The sequence below is a fragment of the Nocardioides luteus genome, assembly GCF_014648595.1.
Taxonomy (GTDB): Bacteria; Actinomycetota; Actinomycetes; order Propionibacteriales; family Nocardioidaceae; genus Nocardioides; species Nocardioides luteus.
This window is the reverse complement of record NZ_BMRK01000011.1, coordinates 137,543-153,705: the sequence shown is the minus strand read 5'-3', so window position 1 is coordinate 153,705 and position 16,163 is coordinate 137,543. Positions and strand designations below refer to the sequence as shown.

The following is a 16,163-nucleotide window of genomic DNA, read 5'->3' as shown; positions in this document are numbered from 1 at the left end:
CCTCGAGGACGCCGAGGCTTGGCCCGACGATCTCGACCAGAGCGACGGCATCGACGTACCCGCCGACGATCCGCTGTACGGGTTGCGCTACTGGTCAGTGTTCAACCACCGACTCGTCGCGCCCTACCTCACCGCCAAGACTGGAGTGCCGACCCATCACCCCACAGCGACGTGGAAGCCGGGCGACAACACGAGCTCCACACGGTACTGCCGCGGCCGAGGGCCACACCCCGGGCCAGATCGCCGCTGCGGATGTGGCATCCGAGCGATGGCGTCATGGGAGCTGATCGAACGGCTCGCCGCCAACTCAGGCAAGCGTGACCGCACGGTGCCCGTCGCCCTCGGCCGCGTCGCTCTGTGGGGACGCGTCACTGGTCGCAGCTACGGCGATGACCCGCCGTACACGATCCGCGCCACACACGCCCGGCTCGTCGAGCTGTACGTCGACGACGATCCCGAGCTCGAGGCCGCACTGCGCGCCACGTACGCCGTGCCCGGGACCGAGGAGGAGAGCTGATGCCACGGAGGAGCTACACGCGCGGCCGAGCGCGGCACGCACATCAGCTCTGGTCACCCGCGGCGATCCGGGCGCTGCTCGACGAGCTCCACTGGATGCACGACCAGCGCCGCCGCCACACCACCGAGGGGCGCCGATGATCCCGAACACGGAAAAAATCCAGACTCCGCAAGAGGGGCGGGCGCCTTATGCCGCCGCGTCTCTCTCCCCGGAGGTCCGGCGCTTTGTCCCGGGACGGCAGCGTCGGGCGTCTGTGACGGTTCGGGGGCTACCGAATCGGGCTGCTGACCTGCGGGGACGCCATTCCGCGCCTCCTGGCGTGACGTTCCGTGACCGTTACGCTACGTGTCACGCTACGCGCGCAGCGGTGGCCGGTGTCCAGGGCCGGAGGCCGGCATGAGTGCCCTCGTGTGCCTGGTTCGCGGTCACGATCTCGAGGTGACCGGCGTCCTGCTGCCGGCGGCGCTGTTGACCTGCTCTCGGTGCGGTCGCCAGCGGCTAGCCGCGGTGCAGTGCGAGCTACCCGCGCGCCTGCCGGCGGCCGCGGCGAACGTCGCCCAGGTCGACCGGGACGCGCTCGAGCTGTTGCAGCGCTCGGCCGAGGTGAACGCCGCGCTGCTGGCGGGGATGCTGCGCCGCGAGGGGTGGGACTGATGGGCGGCTGGATCTCCGCTCGGACGGCGGAACGCGCGCTGTTGGCGTACGACGTCGCGCTCGGTGTGCATCGTCGCAACGGTGGTGGCGAGCTGCCTGAGGTGGATCGTGCGGCGCTCGACGAGCTGCACGCTGCGGCGGCTGTGTCGCCTACGCGACAGAACTCGCCGGGGGCGGCCGGGACGCCGGAGAGTGAGCACCGGTTGATGGACCCGTTGCCGGTGAAGGTGGTCGCGCGGCGGCTCAACGTGAGTCCGAGGACGGTCGAGCGTTGGGCCGCTGCTGGCCGGCTCCCTGCTACTCGGGTCGGTCGATCGTGGGTCATCCACTGGTCTGAGGAGACCGCGGACCTGAGGAAGGTGTCATGACGTACGGCAGCAAGAGCGCGATCGCCGAGGAGCCCCGGGTCCCGGTGACCTGCAACGCGCCCGACTGCACAGCGACCGTTCACGTTCGCGAGCGCCAGGCCGAGAGCCTGCGGGCCGTGTTCCGCTGCACTGGCTGCGCGCGGTACCGCGTCACGGCGAAGTACATCACCGCGCCGGTCCTCGGGGCCGGCGGGATCGTGGGCCGCCAGGGCTCCCTGACCATCGGATTCCACAAGGGCACGTTGCTGCCGCCGGAAGTTGACCCGGCCACGGCCGCGCGGCTCCTCGCCGATGGTTTCGTCGAGACGATTGAGGTGAACGCATGACCAAGAAGCTGGGATTCTCCGCTGAGCATCGCGAGACGCTGGCGCAGCTCGCCGGCGTCGACCCGTCCGTGTCCGATCAGGTCCTCGGCGACGCGTTGCTCGAGGCGCTCGACGAGGCACGCGAGCACTACGGCGAGGAGGAGTGGGGGCGCCGCTGTGCCGCCGCTGTCGCACGGGCGACGGGACGGGGGGAGCCCGCCCCGGCTCCGGCAAGCGCCGCGCCCGCCCTCCCGGTCCCCTCGGACGAGGGCGCGGTCGAATGGGCCGTCGCGACAGGCCGGATCGGTGCGGCGCGTGCCCAGTACTGGCTCGACCGGTGCAAGGCCGAGCGTGCGGCGTCGGGCTCGATCGCCGGGAGCTGGGCGACTCTGCAGTCGCTTCACCCGGTCTACGACGCCTCGTCCGGCGGACTGCGCCAGATGGAGCCGACGCTCTCCGCCACGGCCCGGCTCGACGCCGAGGAGGCCGCACTGTTCGGTGACTACACCCGGGACGAGCTGCAGGAGCTGCACAGCGTCCAGGATGAGCATCTCCTTGCCGCCCGGGACCGCCAGGCGGCGGCCGAGGCCGCGGCGGAGCAGCGGGAACGTCGGCGCTCGCAGCTGCTCCGCCAGCACCGCAACTACACGGCGCAGGTCGCGGCCGCGCTCGAGGACGACCCCGAGGACGAGGAGCTGATGCGCCAGCTCTATCCGCCCGAGCCGAAGCCGAAGCCGGCCGACCGCCGGCCCCGTCAGCAGACCTACGGCATCACCCCGCAGGGGATCGTCTGGAACGAGGAGGACTGACCGATGACCGTCTACCGCCCGCGTCAAACTGTCGGGAACACCCCGCTGACCTCTGGCCTCCTCCCGCTGCGTTACACGACTTCGGCCGCCGTCGTCGGGGGCCGCATGGTCGCGGTCTCCGGAGACGGGACCGTCGCTCACGCGCCCGCGGACTCCGCCTCTGTCGTCGGTGTCGCTGGGTCCGACGCCGGCGCCGGGCAGGCCGTCGACGTGTGGCCTATCGAGGGGTGTGAGCACGAGCTCGAGGCCTCCGCCGGGATCTCCGCCGGCGCCGGCGTCGTCACCGACACCGGCGGCCTGGTCAAGACCGCCACCGTCGCCACGGCCGCGGCGGCTGGCACGCTCGTCGGCGTCGCGGTCACCACCGCGGCCGGCGCTCCGCTCAAGCTGCGCGTCCACGGGCGCCGCTGACCCACGATCTGCCGCGAGCCCTCGGCGTCAACGTCACCCGCTGAACGTGGCGGGACTCCGCCGGGATCGATGGTCCGAGAGAGGGGGTTGCTCTTTCCATGCCCCTCAGAGACCGGGCCAGCGCCGAGGGCCGCGCGGCCCATCAAGCTGGACGTGCAGCAGCCTCAGCGGTCGGCGGGGTGATGATCTGGAGGATGTCCCCGGCCAGGACTGTCCCGGCGTGCACGTCCAGCGTCAGGGTCACGGACCTGCCGTCTGGGGCGACCTCCGCCGCGACGATCAGCGCCCCGTTCTCGACCTCTCGGCCGTTCGCGAGGAGCTCGACCGTGTCGCCCGTGTGCCCGGGAAGGCACGCGGCACCGGGTAGAGGAACTGCGTCATGCTCCGGCCTCGGCCAGGGCGAGCGCTTCGACGTACTCCGAGCTCCACTCGGCGTCCTGCCAGCCATCGGGCATCGCATCCAGGCCCGCTCGCAGACTCTCGGCCGCGCGCTGGTGGTTGCCCATGCCGAGGTGCGCTAGGCCTCCTGAGAGCCGCAGCCACGACGGGTTCAGCCAGTACGCCACGGGCGACGTGGCGTCGTCAGGCAGCGCCGTGGTGAGGTCGTCGGCCTGGTTGAGGAGGTCCGCCGCGCCGCGCTGGTCGCCGAGCAGGCCGAGACCATGTGTCGCCTTGTAGGCAGCATCTACGCGGTGCAGGTTGCTGATCCCGGGCGTCTCGTACGCAGCCATGAACCAGCGTGCGATCCCTCGCGGGCTGGCCTTCCTGCGCTCGAGCGCGCCCCGGAAACCGTGGGTCTGGCTGGCGAGGTCGGGTGCGTCCAGCTCGAGGGCGTCACGGGCTGCCGTGGACAGGAGCTGCTCGGCGCGCTTGTCGTTGCGCACCTGGGAGTTGAGCCACCCGGCGAACTGCCCGTACTGCGCCGCGACGAGCCGCAGCTCCCGGGCGGCCGGTCCGCGTACGTCGCGCGCGAGGATCTGCATCGTCTCCAGCTGGCCCTCGACCGCGGGCAGCAGCGTGGCAGCGGGGAGGGAATCGTCCAGGCGCCGGCTGAATGCGAGGGTCCCGGCGAGCGCCTCGACCTGGCCGGCGTCGATCTGCCGCGGGGCAGCGATCGCAGCACATACGAGATCGTCGGCAGGGCGCTCGATGACGAGGGCTGCCAGCTCGCCGTTCGCCTCGAGGGCATGGTCGAGCGCTTCGGCGAGGTCGAGCGACGGCCGGCGCCTGCCGGTCTCCCACTCGGAGATCTGCGACTTGCTGACGTACGCCAGGGCGGAGAGCTCGCGCAGGCTCAGCTCACGCGCCTGCCGGAGCTCCCGCAGACGCGCGCCGAAGGTCGGGTCAACTAGCCGCACTCGTCTCGTCCCGGATCCAGTCCATGTACGCGGGCAGTCCGCCGACGATCGGCGCCGCGGTGACCTGCGGGACGTCGTACGAGTGGAGCTCGACCACCCGGGCCGTGAGCTTGTCGAGCAGGTCGGCCCTGGTCTTGAAGTCGACGCGCCACTCGGCATCGTTCTGGACCTCGCCCTCCCACCAGTAGAACGACTTGATCGGGCTCTCGACCTGCCCGCACGCGGCGAGACGTTCCCGGACGATCGTGGCGGCGGTCTCCTCCGCTGCCTTCTCGTCATCGAACGTCACGGTCACGGTCACGTAGTCCGAAGTCATGCCGGGAAGCCTAGAGGGTTTTCGACAACTCCGGACAGCGAACCCCTGCCGCTGTGCCGCCTGCTGGTGATGGTCTGGAGTCACCCCGGGGCGTTGCCCAGCAACGGTTTACCCAAGTCAACCTGAGCCAGCAGCGTCCCGGGAGCCAGACCAACGAAGTGACGGGACACCAGATGGATGCCAGTAACTGCGAGGCCTGCGGGCTGCGATGGGGCCCGGCGGACCGTCACCCGCCCTGTCTCAAGCTCTCCCCGGAGGAGCGTCGCGCGCGCGGTGCCACGGCTGCGGCCTGGTCAGCCAACCAGAATCCAGCCCGAGACCTGCGAAAATGACACAACGCCCCGCCTCCATCCCTCCCCGGAGGCGGGGCGTTGCATTCTGATCGGGCCGCTCGGTCAGCGCCCGAGCGTGTGGTTGTCGCCCGCGTAGGTCGCTGACGTCCTCGTGAGGTGGCCTCCCTCGGTCGCGCCGCAGCTGCACCGCCAGCGCCACCGCCGCACGAGCAGCCGTCGATAGGGCTCGGTCTTGAAGACGTGCCCGTGGATGGGCTCGTCGCCGGTCACGACTCCTCCCCGAGCCACAGACGCCGCACCGAGATGCCGGACAGGTCGGCGAGGTGCTCGCTCGTCGTGATGGGCACGCCGGTGTCGTCGAGCTGGGCGCGGAACATGCGGCGCCCCAGGGCTGCCCACTCGCGCTCGGTGAGCGTCTCGGCTGCGGCACGGTGCCGCTCGAGGACAGACTCGATGAAGTCGTTGTCGCGGTCCTGGTCCTCGCCGGAGACCTTGCTGTCGAGCTCCGGCGGCAGGATGGCCCCGAAGGACAGGTCGACCTCGCCGGCCTCCTCGACCTGGACCGGCTCATCGTGGCTCATGCCCGCCCCGCCGGCCGCCGGCTCGACCATCGCGACGGCCTGGAGGACCGCCTCGGCGAAGTGCCGCGCCTCCTCGATCGTGAGGTCACGGCCGCACTCGACAGCGACCGTGCGACCGTGCTCGGCACCGGCACGGGTGAACGCGTGAGACGCCCGGACTGAGACCCGCGTCTCCCCGGCCAGGGGCAGCCGCGCCAGCTCCGCCCCGAGGTGCTCGAAGACGTCCCCCGGGTCCGTGACGGTCCAGTCGACGTCCTCGGCGTGGTCGTTGGTGCACCAGCTCGGGCACGGGACCGACGGCCAGGCGCCCTCGACGCTCTCCGCGACCGGGCGGGGGCTGAGGTGAAGGTGGACAGCCTCGACGGGCTCCGACTCGAGGATCCGGACGGTACGTACGGTGCCGCACGCGTCGCAGGCGTGCCGATCGCCCTCGCCGGGCTCGGTGATGACACCGTGCCAGGCCTCGGCGCTCCCGCAAGCGGGGCAGGCCTTCGGCGCGCTGGTGCTGGGGGTGTTGTCGCCGGCCTCCGGCCGGGCAGGGGCGACCTCGGGGGTCGTCGTGGTGGTGTTGCTCTGGGATGATGCGTTCACGGTTCTGTCCTCCTGAGGGACGGTTCCGAGGCTCTCGGCGAGCGGTGCAACGCCTGCCGGGAGCCGACCTATTGGGTGATGTCAGCCCGGGGGTGGGCCGGTCCGCAGGCAGTCCGCACGACGTCAATCGACGTCAATAAACTGCCAGCATGTCACCGCAGGTCAGACGTTGTTTCCAGTCAACGTCCGTCAATAGCAATCAAGCGGGGAGCGCTTCATCAACTACCGCTGACCGTGGCCCGTCGACACCCGCGCGGCGCGCTCGGCGATGAAAGTGGACTTGACCACTAGATTGAGCGAAATTCTGCATTCATCTGCAAGAATGGCGCCGTGCGAGTATCTGCCAAGTCCGACTACGCCCTCCGCGCCCTCATCGAGATGGCCGCGCGCGAGGACGGAAAAGCTGTCAGTGCCGAGGAGCTCGGCCGCGCCCAGGAGATCCCCCACGGGTTCCTGCAGGCGATCCTCGCCGACCTCCGCAAGGCCGGTGTCGTCATCTCGCAGCGCGGGCAGTCGGGCGGTTGGCGACTGGCGCGCAAGGCGACCGACGTGTCCGTCGCCGACGTGATCCGTGCCGTCGACGGCCCGCTCGTCTCCGTCTACGGGCTGCGTCCCGAGGGCGTCACCTACAACGAGCGCGCCGACGTCCTCCAGCACGTCTGGATCGCCGCGCGCGACTCGCTGCGCGAGGTCTTCGAGAAGGTCTCCATCGCCGCCCTCGCCTCCCGCGAGCTGCCCGACGAGGTCACCACCCGCACCGCGCGCGACGAGGCCTGGCTGCCTCACTGAGTGTCCACGGAGTGAGACCCGGCCGCGTACTGGACGGGCACTTCATGGACTGGACGGGTGTTTCAGTGCCCGTCCAGTCCAGGGATACCCGGTCGACCGGGTATCCCACACCCCCCTACCCCGCCAGCGAAGGCGCCGGCATCATGTAAGCCCCAGGCGACGGCGTGACGAAAACGTTGGCGCCCTCCTCGAGCTGGAGAGCCCGAGCATGCGTACGCGTCAGCTCGGCGGTCACGACCTCGCCGTCGTCGGTGAGGACCGTGAGGCGCACCTCGAAACCGATCCGCAGGACGCGGGAGACGGTGCCCTCGAGGGAGTGCTCGGAGAGCGGGGAGGTGGTGACCTCGACGTCGTGGGGCCGGATCAGTGAGCCGCCCAGAGTCGTCACGTCGCCCAGGAACGACATCACGAAGTCGTTGGCCGGCTCGTCGTAGAGCTGCTCGGGGGTGCCGATCTGCTCGATGCCACCCTGGTTGACGACCACGATCTCGTCGGCGACCTCGAGGGCCTCCTCCTGGTCGTGGGTCACGAAGACGGTGGTCACGTGCACCTCGTCGTGGAGGCGTCGCAGCCAGTCGCGCAGCTCCTTGCGCACCTTCGCGTCGAGCGCGCCGAACGGCTCGTCGAGCAGCAGCACCGACGGTTCGATCGCCAGCGCCCGCGCGAGCGCCATCCGCTGCCGCTGGCCGCCGGAGAGCTGTGAGGGCAGTCGGTCGGCGAACTGGGAGAGGTGCACGAGCTCGAGCAGCTCCTCCACCTTCGCGGCGATCTCGGCACGCGGCTTCTTGCGGATCTCCAGGCCGAAGGCGACGTTCTTGGCGACCGTGAGGTGCTTGAACGCCGCGTAGTGCTGGAAGACGAAGCCGACGTTGCGCTTCTGCACCGGCAACGCGGTCGCCTCGACGCCCTCGATGCTGATGGTGCCGGTGTCGGGGGTCTCGAGGCCGGCGATGACGCGCAGCAGCGTGGTCTTGCCGCCGCCGGAGGGACCGAGCAGGGCAGTCAGCTGCCCGGTGGGGATGGTCAGGTTGATGTCCTCCAGCGCGACGAAGTCGCCGTACCGCTTGTTGACACCACTTACTTCGATGCTCATGGGATGTGCCCTTTCACCGCACGCGCGCACCGCGGGCGCGCAGCACGAAGACGACGAGGATGCAGATGACCGAGACGCTGGCGAGGAGGAAGGCGACGGCGTACGCGCCCTGCTGGTCGAAGTTGAGGTACTTCTCCTCGACCGCGAGCGTCGCCGTGCGGGTCTGGCCGAGCACGTTGCCCGAGACGACCTTGACCGCGCCGAACTCGCCCAGCGACCGGGCCAGGGTGAGGACGACGCCGTAGATGACGGCCCACTTGATGCCCGGCAGCGTGATCCGCCAGAAGGTCTGCCAGGTGCTGGCGCCGAGTGATGCGGCGGCCTGCTCCTGCTCGGTGCCGATCTCCTCGAGCACCGGGATGACCTCGCGGATGACCAGCGGCAGCGACACGAACGCGGTCGCCAGGATGATCCCGGGAGTCGCGAAGATGACCTGGATCCCGACCGACTCGAGCGCCGGACCGAGCCAGCCCTCGCGGCCGCCGTAGACCAGCACGAGCGCCAGGCCGACGACGATCGGCGAGACCGAGAGCGGCAGGTCGATCATCGCACTGAGGATGCGCTTGCCGGGGAACTCGGTGCGCACCAGCAGCATCGAGATCGAGACTCCGAAGACCAGGTTGATCAGCGTCGCGACCACCGCTGCGATGCAGGTCAGCTGGATCGCGTGCATCATCTGCGGGTCGCTGAAGATCTCGCCGAACGCCTGAGTCGTGAACCCGACATCGGGCACGTGGAAGGCGTTCCAGCCGACCAGGAAGACCGGCCAGGCCACCAGGAGACCGAGGTAGGCGATGACGATGATGCGAAGGACGTACGTCAGCGGGGTGCGGGGAGAGCGTCGGGTCTCAGCCACGGCGGACCATCCTCCTCTGGAGCAGGTCGAGGACGACGATGACGAGCAGCGAGACCATCAGCAGCATCGCCGCGATCGCCGCCGCGCCCTCCGGGTTGTCGTTCTCGATCGCGGACAGGATCCGCACCGAGGCGACCTCGGACTCGAACGGCAGGTTGCCGGAGAGCAGGACCAGGGAGCCGTACTCCCCCATCCCGCGCGCGAAGGAGAGCGCCGCGCCGGCCGCGATCGCCGGGGTCAGCGAGGGCAGGATGATCCGCCGGAACGTGGTGAACCGGGAGGCGCCCAGCGAGGCCGCGGCCTCCTCCACGTCGGCGTCCAGCTCCTCGAGGACCGGCTGCACCATGCGTACGACGAAGGGCAGCGTCACGAAAGCGAGGGCGAGGTAGACCGATCTCGAGGTGTTCGCCCAGTGCAGGCCGAGCGGTGACTCGGCGCCGTAGAGCGAGAGCAGCACCAGGCCGGCGACGATCGTCGGCAGGGCGAACGGGATGTCGATGATCACCTCGAGCAGCCCCTTGCCCCAGAACTTGTCGCGCACCAACACCCAAGCGATGACGGTGCCGATGACGACGTTGATCAGGGTGACGACGAGGGCGGCGCGGATGGTCAGCCAGATCGCCGCGGCGGTCTGCTCGTTCTGGAGCTGGTTGGCGAAGGCGGACCAGCCCCCGCTGGACGCGGTGATGATCACCGCGACCAGCGGGATGAGGACGAGCAGGCTGAACCAGAGCATCGTGACGCCGAGGCCGATGCCGCTGGTTCGTGTCAGAGTGTTGGCGGGCCGGCTGCGTGGTGATCGAGCAGGTCCAGCCGGACCGACCGTAGGGATGGTGGTGGTCATGACCGGACTACTGCGATGCCTTGCCGGACTTGGCGATGGAGTCGGTCACGATGCCGACCGGCTCACCGTCCTCGCCGGTGCCGAAGAGCTTCTCCTTGACGCCCGACCAGTCGCGGCCGCCGAAGTCGTTCTCCAGCGTGAGCAGCTTCTTCGGCTCGGGGAACGGGTCGGCCGGGTCCTTGGCACCCTTGATGTCCTCGGGCTTCTGACCGATCGCGTCCCAGTCGACGACGCCGGGCTCGGCGGTGTTGACGGGGCGGAAGCCGGTCAGCGCGAACTGCTTCTGGCCACCCTTCGGGTCGAGCACGAAGTCGAGCCAGTCCTGCGACGGCTTGGAGGCGTCCTTCAGGATCGCGCCGGGGTTCTCGATCAGCACCGTGGACTCCGGGACGATGTAGTCGAAGCCCTCGCCCTGCTGAGCCGCGAGGATGGCCTCGTTCTCGTAGGCGAGCAGTACGTCACCGGTGCCGCCCAGGAACGCGGTGGTGGCGTCGCGACCGGAGTTGGTCAGGGTGACCACGTTCTTGAAGAGCTTGTCGAGGTACGCCTTGCCCTCGTCCTCGGTGCCACCGTTCTTCACAACGGAGCCCCAGGCGGCGAGCGCGTTCCAGCGGGCGGCGCCGGAGGAGGCCGGGTTGGCGGTGACCACGCCCACGCCCGGCTTGATCAGGTCCTCCCAGCTCTGGATGTTCTTCGGGTTGCCCTCCCGGACACCGAGCACGACGATCGAGCTGGACACGATGCCCTTGTTGTCACTGTCGTCCCAGGAGGCGTCGACCAGGCCGGCCTTCTCCAGGCGCTGTACGTCGGTGCCGACCGAGAGGTGCACGTAGTCGGCCTTCAGCCCCGACTCGACCGCACGGCTCTGGTCGCCCGAGGCGCCGTAGGAGGTCTGGAAGGTGACACCCTCGCCCTCGGGGGTCTTGGTGAACTCCTTGGCGATCGCCTTGTTGGCCGTCTCGGGGACGGCGAAGCCCACGATGGAGATCGACTCCGCGTCGCCGGATCCGGAACCACCGCACGCGGTCAGCGCCAGCATCCCGGCAGCGGCGAGCGCTGCCGCGGCCTTGAACTTCCTCATCTGTTCCTCACTTCTGCCGTGATCTGCCCTGCCGAGCCAAGGTCCATCGAATCTCGAATGTCGAGGACAATACTCGAGTTAGTCGAGTGAATGTGAAAACACACCATCGGTCCGCTTCGTGGACGGTGAAATCGGTCGAGGCGTCAGCTGCGTCGGCCGAGATGGCAGCCGGGTGACGGCTCGGGCGACGTACGTGACGGCTCGGGCGACGTACGTGACGGCTCGGCCGACGTACGTGACGGCTCGGCTGGGGTCAGGCAGTGGGTGTCGCCGCAGGGGCGACGAGCTCGCGCAGGACCTTGCGGCGGTGGTGGACGGCCTCGGCGCTGAAGATGACGAGGGCGACCCAGACGATCGCGAAGCCGGCCCAGCGGCCGGGAGGCATCGCCTCGTGGGCGATGAAGACGCCGACGGCGAACTGCAGGATGGGCGCGAGATACTGGAGCAGCCCGATGGTCACCATCGGCACCCGGATGGCGGCGGCACCGAAGCAGGCCAGGGGTACGACGGTGGCGACGCCGAGGCTGATCATCAGGAGTACGTGGAGGGCGCCGTTGCCGACCAACGTGCCGTGGCCGGCGACCTGGAGAGCGACGATCAGGGCGAGCGCGAACGGCGCCGTCACGGCGGTCTCGACGGCCAGTGACTCGAACGGGCCGACCCCGGCGCTCTTCTTCAGCAGCCCGTAGGTGCCGAACGAGAAGGCCAGCAGAAGCGCGACCCACGGCAGCCGGCCGTAGTCGAGGGTGAGCACGACGACCGCCACGAACGCGATCCCGAGCGCGACCCACTGCAGCTTGCGCATCTTCTCGCGCAGGATGAGTACGCCCATCAGCATCGTCACCAGCGGGTTGGTGAAGTAGCCGAGGCTGGTCTCCACGATCCGGCCGTTGTTGACGCCCCAGATGTAGGTCACCCAGTTGATCGAGATCACCGCGGCTGCGGCGGCCAGCAGGAGCAGCTTGCGCCGGTCGCGCAGGATCGCCGCCACCTGGGCGCGGCGCCCCACGATGACCACGAGCGCGCCGGCGACGACGAGCGACCACAGGATCCGGTGGCCCAGGATCTCCCAGGCGCCGGCGGGCTCCAGCAGCGGGAAGTAGAGCGGGAACGCGCCCCACATGATGTAAGCAGCAGCTCCGAAGAACACACCACGCTTCTGCTCGCTCACAGCCTCACGCTACCGCTCCCGGTATCCGGTCTTTACCCAGGGTCACCACGTGAAATCGTCGTGCCGGTCGGACCGTCTGTCCCGCTGGTCGAGCCGCCGGAGCCGCTAGGCGGAGGCGGGTGGAGACCAGCGGGGAGGATCGTCAGGAGGAGCGGACGGCGACGATGTCGGCGAAGGCCTCGAGGGCGGTGCGGACGGGGCCCTCGGGCAGCGGGGCGAGGGCGGCCTTGGCCTCCTCGGCGCGCTCCTGGACGTAGGACCGCGCCTCGGCGAGCGCCGGGTGGGCGCGGAGCAGGGCGACGGCCTCGGCGAGCGCGTCGTCGTCGGTGAGGTCGCTGTCGAGCAGCTCGAGGAGGCGGGCGTCGCCGGCGGCGGTGGAGCGGCGGGCCAGCAGGACCGGCAGCGTGGGGACGCCTTCTCGCAGGTCGGTGCCGGGGGTCTTGCCGGACTCCTCGGAGTCGGAGGCGATGTCGAGGATGTCGTCGGAGAGCTGGAAGGCGACGCCGACGATGTCGCCGTAGGCGAGCAGGGCGTCCTGGATCTCCTTGTCGGCACCGGAGAAGAGCGCGCCGTAGAGCGCCGAGGTGGCGATCAGGACACCGGTCTTGCCGGCCAGCACCTCGAGGTGGTGATCGACCGGGTCGACACCCTCGGCCGGCTCGACGCCCTCGAGGATCTGCCCCTCGACGAGCTTGGCGAAGGTGGCTGCCTGGATGCGTACGGCCTCCGGGCCCAGCTGGGCGGTCAGCTCGGAGGAGCGGGCGAAGAGGAAGTCGCCGGTGAGGATCGCCACGTGGTTGTCGAAGCGGGCGTTGGCCGAGTCCTCACCGCGGCGTACGAGCGCCTCGTCCATGACGTCGTCGTGGTAGAGCGAGGCCAGGTGGGTCAGCTCGACGACGCAGGCCGCGGTGACGACCTCGTCGGAGAGCGCCTCCGGGCCGCACTCGGCGGCGAGCAGCACCAGCAACGGCCGGAACCGCTTGCCGCCGGCCTCCAGCAGATGGGTCGCCGCTTCGGTGACGAAGGGCGACCGGCTCCGCGTGTAGCCGGCGAGCTTCTCCTCCACGACCGCCATCCGAGCACGCAGCCGCTGCTCGAGCTCGGGATCGGTGATCGGGAGGGCGAGGTCGGGGACTCGGTCGGTGGGTGCGCTGGTGCTCACCCGATGAATCCTCCCGCATCCACCAACAGGCTGAGCACAGGGCCCGGAATTACACCCAACGCGACGGTGGCGACAGCGCTCAGTGCGATCACGCCGGAGGTGGCGTAGGAAGGCGTCGCGACCGTGGCCGCGTCCTCGCGCGCGTCGTTGAAGAACATCAGCATGATCACGCGTACGTAGAAGAAGACGGCGATGATGCTGGAGACGATCGCGATCCCGACGACCGGCCACTGTCCGGCGCCGAGCGCGGCCGCGAAGACGCCCCACTTGCCGATGAAGCCGGCGGTCAGCGGCAGCCCGGCCATCGAGAGCAGGAAGACGGCGAAGGTCGCCGCGACCCACGGGTTGGTACGTCCCAGCCCGGCCCAGCGGTCGAGCGAGCCGACCTCGCCGTTGGGGCCACGGACCAGGGAGACGATCGCGAAGGCGCCGAGCGTGGCGAAGCCGTAGGCGGTCAGGTAGAAGAGCACCGCCTGGGTGGAGCCGAAGGCGTCGTCCTGCACGCCGAGGAGGCCGGTGAGCAGGAAGCCGGTGTGGGCGACCGCGGAGTAGCCGAGCATGCGCTTCACGTCGGACTGGACGATCGCGAACGAGGCGCCGAGCAGCATCGTCAGCACCGCCACGACGCCGATGGCCGGTCGCCAGATGTCGCCCTCGGCACCGAAGGCGACGTAGAAGAGCCGGAGCATCGCGGCGAACGCGGCGATCTTGGTGGCCGCGCTCATCCAGGCGGTGACCGGCGTCGGGGCGCCCTGGTAGACGTCGGGGGTCCAGGAGTGGAACGGGACCGCACCGGTCTTGAAGAGCAGACCGACCGCCATCAGGCCGATGCCGAGCAGCAGCAGCGGGCTGGAGCCCTCCTCCGCCACTGCGCCGATCTCGGCCAGCGACATCGAGCCGGCGAAACCGTAGACCAGCGCGAGGCCGTAGAGGAAGAAGCCGGAGGAGAAGGCGCCGAGCAGGAAGTACTTCAGCGCCGCCTCCTGGGAGAGCAGCCGCCGGCGGCGGGCGAGGCCGGTCAGCAGGTAGAGCGGCAGCGAGAGCACCTCGAGGGCGACGAAGAGCATCAGCAGGTCGCCGGAGATGCAGAAGAGCATCATCCCGCCGACCGCGAACATCATCAGCGGGTAGACCTCGGTGTGCTCGAGCCCGCGCTGGGAGGCGGTGCGCTCGGCGGGTGTGCCGGGCAGAGCGGCTGCCTGACCTGCGAAGACGCTGACGCCGTTGTCGAGTCGGCGCTCGGCGAAGAGCGCCACGCCACCGAGCGAGACCAGCAGCACCAGACCCTGGGAGAAGACGCCGGGACCGTCGACGATGAGCGCACCCTCACCGGTCGAGGCGCCCAGGCTGGCCCCCGAACCGATGGCGACCGTGCCGGCCAGCGCGGCGGCCAGACCGACCACGGCCAGCCCCACCTGCGCGTTGAACCGTGCGGCGCGCGGCGCGAACGCCTCGACCATCACACCGGCGCAGGCCACACCCAGCACCAGCAGGACGGGCCAGAGGGTGGCGTACGAAATTCCGGGAGACTCGAACATCGCCTCACTCACCTGCCTGGATGACGTCGACTAGAGGGGCCACGACCGGTTGGGCCGCCGAGATCAGCGGGCCGGGGACGAAGCCGAAGAAGAGGAGCGCGGCCAGCAGCGGGACGACCACGCCGAGCTCACGCCGGTTGAGGTCGGTGACCGGCCGGGGTTGCTCCGTGGGGCCGGTGAAGATGCGCTGGTAGGCCCACAGCACGTAGATCGCGGCCAGCACGATCGCGGTCACCGCGATGACACCGACCAGCCAGTGGTAGTCGAAGGCGCTGATCAGCACCATGATCTCGGAGACGAACTGGGAGAGCCCCGGCAGGCCGGCGGTGGCCAGCCCGGCGACGAGGAACGTGCCGGCCAGGACCGGTGTCGCCTTCTCCAGGCCGCGCATCGAGGAGATCGAGGCGGTGCCCTTGCGGGTGATCAGGAACCCGGCGAGCAGGAACATCGCCGCGGTCGCGACACCGTGGTTGACCATGTAGAGGATCGAGCCGACCAGGCCCTCGCGGGTGGCCGCGAAGATGCCGAGCGTGATCAGGCCGAAGTGGGAGAGCGAGGTCAGACCGATCAGGCGGAGCAGGTCGTCCTGGCCGATCGCGAGGACCGCGCCGTAGACGATCGAGATCAGCGCCAGCACGATCACGACCGGCGTCGCCCACGCGGAGGCCTCCGGCACCAGCCCGAGGCAGAGCCGGATCATCCCGAAGGTGCCGATCTTGTCGAGGACGCACACCAGCAGCACCGAGGTCGGCGTCGTCGCCTGCTCGGTCGTGTCGGCCAGCCAGGTGTGCACCGGGAACAGCGGCGCCTTGACCGCGAACGCGATGAACATCGCCACGAAGATCCAGCGCTGCGCGGTGGTGCCGATGTCGAGCTGGGCGAGGTCACTGATCAGGTAGGACGGGCTGCCGGCCTCCGAGGAGACCACGAAGAACCCGATCAGCGCACCGAGCAGCACCAGGCCGCCGCCGAGCTGGAACATCAGGAACTTCAGCGCCGCCTTCGCCCGGTTGGGCCCGCCGTGCTGGCCGATCATGAAGTACGCCGGGATCAGCGTCGCCTCGAAGGCGATGTAGAAGACGAACAGGTCGGCGGCCAGGAAGGTGAGCAGCGCGAAGGCCTCCAGGGCCAGCGCCCAGGCGTACCACCGCTTGTCGTGGTCCTTGACCGCGGCGACCATCACCAGCGGCACCAGGACGACGGTGAGCATCACCATCAGCTTGCCGAAGCCGTCCATCTCCAGCGCCCAGTGGACCCCGAGGGGCTCCATCCAGATGAGGTTGGTGTCGGGGGCGGTGAACATCGTCACCAGGCCCGCGACCAGGGTCGCGATCGCGAACCCGAAGGCCCACAGCTTGGGCCGCGCGGGCATCACCGCGGTGATCAGCGCGCCCGCGAACGGGATGAGGAAGAGGAGTGTCAACAA

20 protein-coding genes are annotated in these 16,163 nt (G+C 69.8%); 9 read left to right on the top strand and 11 right to left on the bottom strand.

Annotated features, from left to right (window positions below):
- The 8 genes from IEY81_RS24235 to IEY81_RS15080 all read left to right on the top strand — a co-directional run.
- Positions 1 to 517: hypothetical protein (locus IEY81_RS24235; protein ID WP_229787890.1), on the top strand; the 517-nt coding region annotated here is incomplete at its 5' end.
- Positions 517 to 657 (top strand): hypothetical protein, encoded by a 141-nt coding sequence (locus IEY81_RS15110; protein WP_189119306.1) that lies wholly within the window; start codon positions 517 to 519, stop codon positions 655 to 657. The genes IEY81_RS24235 and IEY81_RS15110, both read left to right, overlap by 1 nt.
- Positions 658 to 913: 256 nt before the next feature.
- Entirely contained in the window at positions 914 to 1,171 is a 258-nt protein-coding gene (locus IEY81_RS15105) for a hypothetical protein (protein WP_189119305.1), read from the top strand.
- Entirely contained in the window at positions 1,171 to 1,539 is a 369-nt protein-coding gene (locus tag IEY81_RS24620; protein WP_189119304.1) for a helix-turn-helix domain-containing protein, read from the top strand. Before IEY81_RS15105 ends, IEY81_RS24620 begins: the two co-directional genes overlap by 1 nt.
- Positions 1,536 to 1,865, top strand: coding sequence for a hypothetical protein (locus IEY81_RS15095; RefSeq protein ID WP_189119303.1), 330 nt, complete (start codon positions 1,536 to 1,538; stop codon positions 1,863 to 1,865). The genes IEY81_RS24620 and IEY81_RS15095 overlap by 4 nt, the downstream gene beginning before the upstream one ends.
- Complete coding sequence (locus IEY81_RS15090; protein WP_189119302.1) at positions 1,862 to 2,653, top strand: hypothetical protein; 792 nt, start codon at positions 1,862 to 1,864, stop codon at positions 2,651 to 2,653. The genes IEY81_RS15095 and IEY81_RS15090 overlap by 4 nt, the downstream gene beginning before the upstream one ends.
- A gap of 3 nt (positions 2,654 to 2,656) precedes the next feature.
- Positions 2,657 to 3,064: a capsid cement protein gene (locus tag IEY81_RS15085; protein WP_189119301.1), complete on the top strand. Its 408-nt coding sequence runs from the start codon at positions 2,657 to 2,659 to the stop codon at positions 3,062 to 3,064.
- A 220-nt stretch (positions 3,065 to 3,284) separates the two neighbouring features.
- The gene (locus IEY81_RS15080) at positions 3,285 to 3,431 is read left to right on the top strand and encodes a hypothetical protein (protein WP_189119300.1); all 147 of its coding nucleotides are present in this window, start codon (positions 3,285 to 3,287) and stop codon (positions 3,429 to 3,431) included.
- A gap of 10 nt (positions 3,432 to 3,441) precedes the next feature.
- Here the strand turns inward: IEY81_RS15080 and IEY81_RS15075 are convergent, their stop codons facing one another.
- The 3 genes from IEY81_RS15075 to IEY81_RS15065 form a co-directional block, all read right to left on the bottom strand.
- Positions 3,442 to 4,422, bottom strand: coding sequence for a helix-turn-helix domain-containing protein (locus IEY81_RS15075; RefSeq protein WP_189119299.1), 981 nt, complete (start codon positions 4,420 to 4,422; stop codon positions 3,442 to 3,444).
- Positions 4,409 to 4,738: a divalent-cation tolerance protein CutA gene (gene cutA, locus IEY81_RS15070; protein WP_189119298.1), complete on the bottom strand. Its 330-nt coding sequence runs from the start codon at positions 4,736 to 4,738 to the stop codon at positions 4,409 to 4,411. Before cutA ends, IEY81_RS15075 begins: the two co-directional genes overlap by 14 nt.
- Positions 4,739 to 5,297: 559 nt before the next feature.
- Entirely contained in the window at positions 5,298 to 6,203 is a 906-nt protein-coding gene (locus IEY81_RS15065; protein WP_189119297.1) for a DUF6907 domain-containing protein, read from the bottom strand.
- Between the two features lie 330 nt (positions 6,204 to 6,533).
- On the opposite strand from IEY81_RS15065, the gene IEY81_RS15060 reads away from it, so the two are divergent.
- Positions 6,534 to 6,992 (top strand): RrF2 family transcriptional regulator, encoded by a 459-nt coding sequence (locus IEY81_RS15060; RefSeq protein ID WP_189119296.1) that lies wholly within the window; start codon positions 6,534 to 6,536, stop codon positions 6,990 to 6,992.
- Positions 6,993 to 7,107: 115 nt separating this feature from the next.
- On the opposite strand, the gene IEY81_RS15055 is transcribed toward IEY81_RS15060, so the two are convergent.
- The 8 genes from IEY81_RS15055 to IEY81_RS15020 all read right to left on the bottom strand — a co-directional run bounded on the left by IEY81_RS15055 (position 7,108) and on the right by IEY81_RS15020 (position 16,163).
- A complete protein-coding gene (locus tag IEY81_RS15055) occupies positions 7,108 to 8,085 on the bottom strand; it encodes a sulfate/molybdate ABC transporter ATP-binding protein (protein WP_189119295.1) in 978 nt (325 codons plus the stop codon).
- A gap of 13 nt (positions 8,086 to 8,098) precedes the next feature.
- On the bottom strand, positions 8,099 to 8,941 hold the full coding sequence (locus IEY81_RS15050) for a sulfate ABC transporter permease (protein WP_189119294.1): 843 nt from the start codon (positions 8,939 to 8,941) through the stop codon (positions 8,099 to 8,101).
- The gene (cysT, locus tag IEY81_RS15045) at positions 8,934 to 9,785 is read right to left on the bottom strand and encodes a sulfate ABC transporter permease subunit CysT (protein ID WP_189119293.1); all 852 of its coding nucleotides are present in this window, start codon (positions 9,783 to 9,785) and stop codon (positions 8,934 to 8,936) included. Before cysT ends, IEY81_RS15050 begins: the two co-directional genes overlap by 8 nt.
- Before the next feature lie 7 nt (positions 9,786 to 9,792).
- Positions 9,793 to 10,866, bottom strand: coding sequence for a sulfate ABC transporter substrate-binding protein (locus IEY81_RS15040; protein ID WP_189119292.1), 1,074 nt, complete (start codon positions 10,864 to 10,866; stop codon positions 9,793 to 9,795).
- A gap of 253 nt (positions 10,867 to 11,119) precedes the next feature.
- On the bottom strand, positions 11,120 to 12,037 hold the full coding sequence (gene rarD / locus IEY81_RS15035) for an EamA family transporter RarD (RefSeq protein ID WP_189119291.1): 918 nt from the start codon (positions 12,035 to 12,037) through the stop codon (positions 11,120 to 11,122).
- A gap of 142 nt (positions 12,038 to 12,179) precedes the next feature.
- Positions 12,180 to 13,199, bottom strand: a complete 1,020-nt coding sequence (locus IEY81_RS15030) for a polyprenyl synthetase family protein (RefSeq protein WP_229787889.1) — start codon at positions 13,197 to 13,199, stop codon at positions 12,180 to 12,182.
- Entirely contained in the window at positions 13,196 to 14,737 is a 1,542-nt protein-coding gene (nuoN, locus tag IEY81_RS15025; RefSeq protein WP_189119290.1) for an NADH-quinone oxidoreductase subunit NuoN, read from the bottom strand. The genes IEY81_RS15030 and nuoN overlap by 4 nt, the downstream gene beginning before the upstream one ends.
- Before the next feature lie 4 nt (positions 14,738 to 14,741).
- Complete coding sequence (locus IEY81_RS15020; RefSeq protein WP_189119289.1) at positions 14,742 to 16,163, bottom strand: complex I subunit 4 family protein; 1,422 nt, start codon at positions 16,161 to 16,163, stop codon at positions 14,742 to 14,744.